The sequence below is a fragment of the uncultured Amnibacterium sp. genome, from assembly GCF_964244015.1.
Lineage (GTDB): Bacteria > Actinomycetota > Actinomycetes > Actinomycetales > Microbacteriaceae > Amnibacterium.
Map to the genome: position 1 here is coordinate 5,313 of NZ_CAXTHO010000075.1, position 8,936 is coordinate 14,248.

The 8,936-nt window shown below is 69.8% G+C and carries 6 protein-coding genes and 1 pseudogene; 6 read left to right on the forward strand and 1 reads right to left on the reverse strand.

All coding sequences use genetic code 11. The features are described 5' to 3' along the window. From fusA to ACFE67_RS09715, 6 genes and pseudogenes are all read left to right on the forward strand, one after another. A pseudogene (fusA, locus tag ACFE67_RS09690) lies at positions 1-664 on the forward strand (elongation factor G); the annotation flags it as partial. Between the two features lie 319 nt (positions 665-983). After that, a complete protein-coding gene (gene tuf / locus ACFE67_RS09695) occupies positions 984-2,174 on the forward strand; it encodes an elongation factor Tu (RefSeq protein ID WP_375406670.1) in 1,191 nt (396 codons plus the stop codon). 101 nt (positions 2,175-2,275) lie between these two features. Beyond that, positions 2,276-3,835: a Mur ligase family protein gene (locus tag ACFE67_RS09700; RefSeq protein ID WP_375406671.1), complete on the forward strand. Its 1,560-nt coding sequence runs from the start codon at positions 2,276-2,278 to the stop codon at positions 3,833-3,835. A 144-nt stretch (positions 3,836-3,979) separates the two neighbouring features. Further along, positions 3,980-4,990, forward strand: a complete 1,011-nt coding sequence (locus ACFE67_RS09705; protein ID WP_375406672.1) for a DNA topoisomerase IB — start codon at positions 3,980-3,982, stop codon at positions 4,988-4,990. Positions 4,991-5,025: 35 nt separating this feature from the next. After that, positions 5,026-6,024 carry an adenosine deaminase gene (gene add, locus ACFE67_RS09710; RefSeq protein WP_375406673.1) on the forward strand — a complete coding sequence of 333 codons (999 nt, stop codon included), beginning with the start codon at positions 5,026-5,028 and terminating at the stop codon, positions 6,022-6,024. Between the two features lie 75 nt (positions 6,025-6,099). Next, on the forward strand, positions 6,100-7,620 hold the full coding sequence (locus ACFE67_RS09715; RefSeq protein WP_375406674.1) for an alpha-N-arabinofuranosidase: 1,521 nt from the start codon (positions 6,100-6,102) through the stop codon (positions 7,618-7,620). A gap of 66 nt (positions 7,621-7,686) precedes the next feature. On the opposite strand, the gene ACFE67_RS09720 is transcribed toward ACFE67_RS09715, so the two are convergent. Next, positions 7,687-8,565 carry a hypothetical protein gene (locus ACFE67_RS09720; RefSeq protein ID WP_375406675.1) on the reverse strand — a complete coding sequence of 293 codons (879 nt, stop codon included), beginning with the start codon at positions 8,563-8,565 and terminating at the stop codon, positions 7,687-7,689. Between the last annotated feature and the right edge of the window lie 371 nt (positions 8,566-8,936).

Consider the following 8,936-nt stretch of genomic DNA (forward strand, 5'->3'; position numbering starts at 1 on the left):
CAAGCCCCAGGTCGCCTACCGCGAGACCATCAAGAAGACCGTCGAGCGGTACGACTACACCCACAAGAAGCAGACCGGTGGGTCCGGCCAGTTCGCGAAGGTGCAGATCGCGCTCGAGCCCCTCGAGGTCACGGCGGAGACGACGTACGAGTTCGCGAACAAGGTCACGGGTGGGCGCATCCCGCGGGAGTACATCCCGTCCGTCGACGCGGGCATCCAGGACGCCATGCAGGTCGGCGTCCTCGCCGGCTACCCCATGGTCGGCATCAAGGCGTCGCTGCTCGACGGCGGATACCACGAGGTCGACTCGTCCGAGATGGCGTTCAAGATCGCCGGTTCGATGGCGTTCAAGGAGGCGGCCCGCAGGGCGCAGCCGACGCTCCTCGAGCCGGTCATGGCCGTCGAGGTCCGCACACCGCAGGAGTACATGGGCGACGTCATCGGCGACCTGAACTCCCGCCGCGGCCAGATCGAGTCGATGGAGGACGCCTCCGGCGTCAAGGTCATCACCGCCCGCGTGCCGCTGTCCGAGATGTTCGGGTACGTCGGCGATCTGCGGTCCAAGACCTCCGGTCGCGCCGTGTACTCGATGCAGTTCGGCAGCTACGCCGAGGTGCCGAGGAACGTCGCCGACGAGATCGTCCAGAAGAACAAGGCGGACTGATCGGGGAGGACGCCCGGCGCGAGCGGCTTCGCCGCCCCCTCCGGGCGTCCTTCTCAGGCGCCTCGCGCCTTCGAGGCAGGGCTTCGCCCTGCAAGAGCGCGCCGGCATGAGCCGGCAGGGCGCTCCCGCGCCTGACTGCCTCGCTGGTCGAGGTGCGAGCGGAGCGAGCCTCGAGACCACCTGGTCGCGCGGTCCTCGCCGGCACACCCATGTAACAAACCGGAATCAATCCAGGTATCCTCGACCGGTCGAAACCGCGCAAACCCGCGCCTTCTCGACCGAGGTAGGACACCTCGACCAACAGTCCCGAGGAGGACAAGTGGCCAAGGCCAAGTTCGAGCGCACCAAGCCGCACGTGAACATCGGAACGATCGGTCACGTCGACCACGGCAAGACGACGCTCACCGCTGCGATCACCAAGGTGCTGCACGACAAGTACCCCACGCTGAACACCGCGAGCGCGTTCGACCAGATCGACAACGCTCCCGAGGAGCGTCAGCGCGGCATCACGATCAACATCTCGCACGTCGAGTACCAGACCGAGAAGCGCCACTACGCCCACGTGGACGCCCCGGGCCACGCGGACTACATCAAGAACATGATCACGGGTGCGGCCCAGATGGACGGCGCGATCCTCGTGGTCTCCGCCACCGACGGCCCCATGCCCCAGACGCGCGAGCACGTGCTGCTCGCTCGCCAGGTCGGCGTGCCCTACATCGTGGTCGCCCTGAACAAGGCCGACGTCGTCGACGACGAGGAGATCCTGGAGCTCGTCGAGCTCGAGGTCCGCGAGCTGCTGTCGAGCCAGGAGTTCGACGGCGACAACGCGCCGATCGTGCGCGTCTCCGCGCTGCAGGCCCTCGAGGGCGACGCCACCTGGGGTGCGACGGTCGCCGACCTCATGGACAAGGTCGACGAGTTCGTGCCCGAGCCCGAGCGGGACACCGAGAAGCCCTTCCTGATGCCGATCGAGGACGTCTTCACGATCACCGGTCGTGGCACCGTCATCACCGGTCGCGTCGAGCGCGGCATCCTCAAGGTGAACTCCGAGGTCGAGATCGTCGGCATCAAGCCGAGCATCAAGACGACGGTCACCGGCGTCGAGATGTTCCGCAAGCTCCTCGACGAGGCGCGTGCAGGCGAGAACGTCGGCCTGCTCCTCCGCGGCACCAAGCGCGAAGAGGTCGAGCGCGGCCAGGTCGTCGTCAAGCCGGGGTCGGTCACGCCGCACACGGACTTCGAGGCGAACGCCTACATCCTGTCGAAGGACGAGGGTGGGCGTCACAACCCGTTCTACGCGAACTACCGCCCGCAGTTCTACTTCCGCACCACCGACGTCACCGGCGTCATCACGCTGCCCGAGGGCACCGAGATGGTCATGCCGGGTGACACCACCGAGATGAACGTCGCGCTGATCCAGCCGATCGCCATGGAGGAGGGCCTCCGCTTCGCCATCCGCGAGGGTGGCCGCACCGTCGGTGCCGGCACGGTCGTGAAGATCCTGAAGTAGCTTCCGCTCTGCACAAGAGGACGCCCGGTTCACGAACCGGGCGTCCTCTTTCGTTTCGCGATGGGCGGCCGGAGCGGCCCGCCGCTTAGGGTTGGACGGTCATGCCAGCTCCTGTGCCGTCGCCGTTCGTCCCGGAGTCGACCGAGCCGATCGCGCTCGCGGAGCTCGCCTCCCGGTTCCACCTCGCCGGCGATCCCGGCGACGTCGCGGTGACCGGCATCAGCCTGGGGACCGCCGCCGTCCGGGCCGGACACCTGTTCATCGCGCTGCAGGGCCTACGCAGTCACGGCGCGGACTACGCGGCGGAGGCGGTCGCGCGCGGCGCGGTCGCGATCCTCGTCGACCCGGAGCACGCCGATCTGCACCTCGACGTGCCCGTGGTCACCGTCGAGCAGCCGCGCCTGCTGCTGGGCGACCTCGCGGCGGCCGTGTACCGGACCCGGGAGCACCACCCGCTGCTGCTCGGCGTGACCGGTACGAACGGCAAGACCTCCACGGGCCACTTCCTGGCCGGCCTGCTCGATCTGCTGGAGGTGCCGAACGGGCTCAGCTCCACCGCGGAACGCCGCGTCGGGCACGAGCGCCGCGTCGCGGGCCTCACGACGCCGGAGGCGACGGAGCTGCACGCGCTGATCGCCCGCATGGTCGAGTCGGGCGTCGAGGCCGCCGCGATCGAGGTCAGTGCGCAGGGTCTCTCCCGCCACCGGCTCGACGGCATCGTGTTCGACGTCGCCGGCTTCACGAACCTCAGCCACGACCACCTCGACGACTACGCGGACATGGAGGAGTACTACGCCGCGAAGGCCGTGCTCTTCCAGCCGGACCGCTCGCGCCGAGCGGTCGTCTCGCTCGACACCGCCTGGGGTGCCCGCGTGGTCGCCGACGCCGGCGTGCCGACCCTCACCATCGCACTCGCGGGCGGCGAGCCCGCCGACTGGACCGTGACGGTGCTCGAGGAGACGCAGGCGTTCACCGCCTTCGCCCTCGAGGGCGCCGGGGGCCGCTCGATCACGACGCGGATCCCGGTGCTCGGCGCGCACATGGCCGCGAACGCCGGGCTGGCGATCGTGATGCTGCTCGAGGCCGGGTACGCGTTCGATCGGCTGAAGGCCGTGCTGGAGGCGCCGGCGGGCATGGACGCGACGCTGCCCGGCCGCACCGAACTCGTCTCCGGTCCGGGAGCCCCAGCGATCTACGTGGACTTCGGCCACTCGCCGCACGCGTTCCAGGAGACCCTCGCCGCAGTCCGCGCCGTCACGCCCGGCAAGGTCATCATGCTGTTCGGGGCGGACGGCGATCGCGACACGACGAAGCGGCCGGACATGGCCCGGGCGGCGGTGCTCGGCAGCGACGTGCTCGTCGTCACCGACCACCATCCCCGCTTCGAGGACCCGGCGAGCATCCGTGCGACGCTCGTGTCGGCCGCCCGGGAGGCGGCACCGGACCACCCGCTGTACGAGGAGGGGCAGCCCGAGCGGGCGATCCGCCTCGCGGTCTCGCTCGCCGAGCCGGGCGACGCCATCCTCTGGGCCGGACCCGGCCACCAGAACTACCGCGACATCCGCGGCGTCCGCACCGACTACTCCGCCCGCCGCGAGGCACGTGCAGCCCTGCTGGAGGCGGGCTACGAAGCCGCCCCCTCCCGCGACCTGTCCTCCTGACCCACACTCCGTTGTGTAGGAACGACGTTCCTACAAAACGGAGAATCCGCTCTCGGAGCGGGGAGGGCTCGGCGGCCCTCGCCCTCTCCATGTCCGCCGTGCGTTGCCGGACCGCACAGACTCGGCTCCATACACTCGCGGACCGTGACAGAGGCGGCGCCACTCAGGACCCGGCTGCGGAAGAGCAACCCGCTCGGTAAGGGCTATCGCCGCGTCCGGTCCGGGAAGGGGTTCAGCTTCACGGCGCCCGACGGCACGAGGGTCACGGACGCGGAGCTGCGCGCGCGCTTCGACGCGCTCGGCATCCCGCCGGCGTGGACGGACGTCTGGATCGCTCCTTACGAGAACGGGCACATCCAGGCGGTGGGGTACGACGCCGCGAACCGCAAGCAGTATCTGTACCACCCCACCTGGCGGGAGCGGCACGACAAGAACAAGTACCGGCGCATGCTGCTGCTCGCCGAGGCACTACCCGGCGCCCGCGGCACGGTCCGGCGGCATCTGCGGGACGGCAGTGATCCGCACCGCCAGGTGCTCGCCGCCGCCTTCCGGATGCTCGATCTCGGCGGCCTGCGCATCGGCTCCTCCACGTACGAGGAGGAGAACGGCAGCTACGGCCTCACCACGTTGCACGGCGAGCACGTGAGCATCGACGGCGACCTGCTGCACCTCCACTTCCCCGCGAAGAGCCACAAGGTCTGGGACTCCACGATGCGCGACGCGGATCTCGCCGACCTGCTCGACCGGTTGCGCCGTCGTGGTCCGCACGAACGGTTGCTCGCGTACGAGGTCGACGGGCGCTGGCACCGGATCACGCCGGAGGAGGTGAACGGCTACGTCCGCGAGCGGCTGCACGGCGACTTCTCCGCGAAGGACTTCCGGACGATCCGCGGCACGGTCGCGGCCGCCGTCAGCCTGGCGAAGCACGGTCCTGAGCAGAAGAAGGGCGCGCAGAAGCGCGCCATCGCCGATGCGATGCGGGCCGCTGCGGAGGAGCTCTCGAACACGCCGACCGTCGCGAAGGCGAGCTACGTCGATCCGCGGGTCGTGGATCGCTACCGGGCCGGTGAGACGATCGACCCGACGCGCCTCCATTCCGCCGAGTCGGAGGTGCTCGCGCTGCTGTTCGAGCGCCCCGACGCCCCGATCGCGTGACAGCCCCGAAACACAGTGTCGATACCGTCAGCGGCATGGACCTGACCGCGTTCGTCGCCGCGATGCCGAAGACCGAGCTGCACGTGCACCTGGAGGGGACCCTCGAGCGGGAACTGCTCGTGCGACTCGCCGAGCGCAACGGTGTGCAGGTGCCGCTGCCCGAGGGCGGCTTCACCGATCTCACGAGCTTCCTGGCGCAGTACTACCCGGCGATGCGGGCGCTCGTGACGGAGGACGACTTCTTCGAGCTCGCCTGGGCCTACCTCGTGAAGGCGGCCTCGCAGTCCGTCGTGCACGCGGAGCTGTTCTTCGACCCGCAGGCGCACACCGGCCGCGGCGTGCCGTTCCCGACCGTGATCGGCGGCTACCGGCGGGCCGTCGTCAAGGCGCAGCGCGAGCTGGGCGTGCATGCGGACCTCATCCTCTGCTTCCTCCGGGACCTGACGGCCGAGCACGCGATGTCGACGCTGATGGAGGCGCTGCCCTACAAGGACTGGATCGTCGGTGTCGGGCTCGATTCGGACGAGCGCGGCAACCCGCCCGCGAAGTTCGCGGCCGTGTTCGCCCGAGCCCGTTCCGAGGGGTTCCTGCTCACGATGCACTGCGACATCGACCAGCCGGGGTCCATCGACAACATCCGAGCGGCTCTGGTCGACGTCGAGGTCGACCGGATCGATCACGGCACGAACATCGTGGAGGATCCCGAGCTCGTCGACCTCGTCCGCGAACGCGGCATCGGGCTCACCTGCTGCCCCGTCTCGAACGGATTCGTCACCGCCGACATGAAGGCGGTGGAGATCGCGGCGCTGCTCCGGTCCGGCGTGAAGGTCACCGTCAGCTCCGACGATCCCGCGTACTTCGGCGGCTACGTGACCGAGAACCTGCTGGCCCTCGCGACTGCCGCCGACCTGACGCCGGAGGAGCTGGTGCAGCTGCAGCGCAACGCGCTCGAGGTCTCGTGGCTCGCCCCGTTCCGCCGGGACGCGCTGCTGGCCGCCCTCGAGGCGTACGCCGCGGGTGCGGTGACCGCCTGATCGGGTACGACCGGCCGACGATGCGATCCTGAGCACGTCCACATCGCCGTGTCCACGAGAGGGAGCCCCGAACACGTGACCGCAGCCCGGATCACCGTCTCGACATCAGCGCGTGTCGGCACCATCGACCGCCGGGTCTTCGGCTCGTTCGTGGAGCACCTCGGCCGGTGCGTCTACGACGGGATCTTCGAGCCCGGCCACCCGAGCGCCGATGGGCAGGGCTTCCGCGAGGACGTGATCGCCCTGGTCCGCGAGCTCGGCGTCACGGCCGTGCGGTACCCGGGCGGCAACTTCGTCTCCGGCTATCGCTGGGAGGACGGCGTCGGGCCGAAGGAGCAGCGTCCCGTGCGCCGCGACCTCGCCTGGCACTCGACCGAGACGAACCAGGTCGGCCTGCACGAGTTCGCGCACTGGAACGCGAAGGCCGGCAGCGAGCCGATGCTCGCGATCAACCTCGGCACCCGCGGCGAGCTGGAGGCGCTCGACCTCGTCGAGTACACCAACCTCCCGACGGGATCCGCCCTCTCCGACCAGCGCGCCGCGAACGGCTCGGAGGAGGGCTTCGGCGTGGGCATGTGGTGCCTCGGCAACGAGATGGACGGGCCGTGGCAGCTCGGCCACCGCGACGCCGTCGACTACGGCAAGCTCGCGAGCCGCACCGCGAAGGCGCTGCGGCAGCTGCAGCCCGACCTGCAGCTCGTCGTCTGCGGCAGCTCCAACTCGCAGATGCCGACCTTCGGCACCTGGGAGCGGGAGGTGCTCGAGCAGTCCTACGACGACGTCGACTTCATCTCGGCGCACGTCTACTACCAGCCCGTCGATGGCGACGTCGACAGCTTCCTCGCCTCCGCGGTCGACATGGACCGCTTCATCGACGTCGTCGGTTCGACGATCGACCACGTCAAGGCGGAGAAGCGCAGCGAGAAGCAGGTGTTCATCTCGTTCGACGAGTGGAACGTCTGGTACCAGCAGCGGTACGAGACCGTGGAGAAGATCGCCGGTCTGGGCAATTGGCCGAAGGCGCCGCGACTGCTCGAGGACGTCTACACGGTCACGGACGCGGTCGTGGTCGGCAGCCTGCTGATCTCGCTGCTGAAGCACGCGGACCGCGTGAAGGCGGCCAGTCTGGCCCAGCTGGTCAACGTGATCGCGCCGATCATGACCGAGCCCGGCGGCCCGGCCTGGCGCCAGACGATCTTCCACCCGTTCGCGATCACGTCCCGGCTGGGTCGGGGCGAGGCGCTCCGGGCGGAGGTCTCGGGTCCGACGATCCGCACCGCCAGGTTCGGCGACGTGCAGGCCGTGGACTCGGTCGTGACCCACGACGACGAGGCCGGCACCGCCGCCGTGTTCCTCGTCAACCGCAGCCGCACCGACCCGATCACCGTCGACGTGGCGCTGCACGGGTTCGGCGCGCTCACGATCACCGAGACCGCGACGCTCGCCGACGACGACCCGGACGCCGCGAACACGATCGAGGACCAGGACAGGGTCGCTCCCGCCGCGAACGACTCCGCGGCGATCGCGGCGGGCGTGCTCACGATCACGCTGCCGCCGGTCTCCTGGACGGCGGTCGCGCTCAGCATCGAGGCGTGACCCGCCTCGACCGCTGACGGGCTCGCTCACCACGTCGCGCGGTACGCGCACCCTCGCGCGGTAGGTCTACCTACCGCGCGATGGTGCTGAGTACCGCGCGACGCGGACCTTGGGCACGTTCGCCTGGAGCAGGATGCGCTCGAGTCGCTGCTCGCGGATGTCGCTCCAGTCCCATCTGGCGACGTTCGGGTACTGCCGTCGGAGGCGGTTCTCCCGGTTCTTCTCGCGGATCACCACGTCTTCGACGGTCCCGCCCTTCCGGTACCGGTCCTCGCGGAACTTCACCTCGCCGTCGAACTCGCCGAGCGCCAAGACCTCCGGCCAACCGAAGTCCGAGAACTCCTCGAGCCCATCCGTGACGACCCGGAACTGCAGATCCGGCGCGAGGAATCCGAGGCGGTCGATCTCGACGCGGCTCCAGGACTCGCCGACCGAGCCGCTGCGCTGGTCCGCGAAGCGCAGGACCGCGGCCGCCTTCTGGAACCCGCGACGACGGCCGTACGCGTCGACGAGGCCCGCGAACTCCGCGCGAGCACCGGGATAGCGGCGGAAAGCGGCGTCGGCGATCACGACCGCGTCGGCGAACTGCCTGGTCAGCGCGATATCGAACGCCGTACGGCCGGGGCTCGTCGTGAGCATCCCGTCGATGAGCAGCGGCTGCACGTGCTCGAGCCCGACGCAGTGCCGGATCACGTCGAGCTGCGACCGCCCGCCGGAGCGTCGCTCGCAGATCAAGTGCACGACCTTCGGCCATCCGCGCAGGGACGGCAGGCCGAGCAGGACGAGTGCGGACTCGTGAGAGAACACATGATCTGCGGTCAGCGTCCGGTGCGCGGCACGGACGAGCAGGGCGTATCGGGCACTCGCCTCCGCAGGGACATCCGCGCCGGCCAGATAGACGTTCCGCCGCGCGCGAACGGCGTTGGGGTCGCGTTCAGGACGCACCCCTGTCACTCCCATGAGGTCCGGTCGATCGAACAGTCGCTCACCAGTCACGGTCGGAAGCTTCGCGACGCGGGGCATGCCACCCCGGCCGGACCACTCCTCGCGGCTCAAGTCGCCCGAATCCGACCTGTGGAGGAGCGGATCGCCGCTCCAAGCCGCCTTCACCGCCAGAACACCCGACGTCGCGCGGTAGAAGACACCACGGCGCGGTAGGTCTACCTACCGCGCGCCGGTGCGAGTACCGCGCGACGTGGTGCGGCTACCGCGCGAGGTGTGGTGCGCGGTAAGGTGCGCGGCGGAGCTTGGCGACCGGAGCTGCGACACGCCCGGGTTGCACCTCGTCCTGGGGCGTGGCAAGATATCGGGGTTCC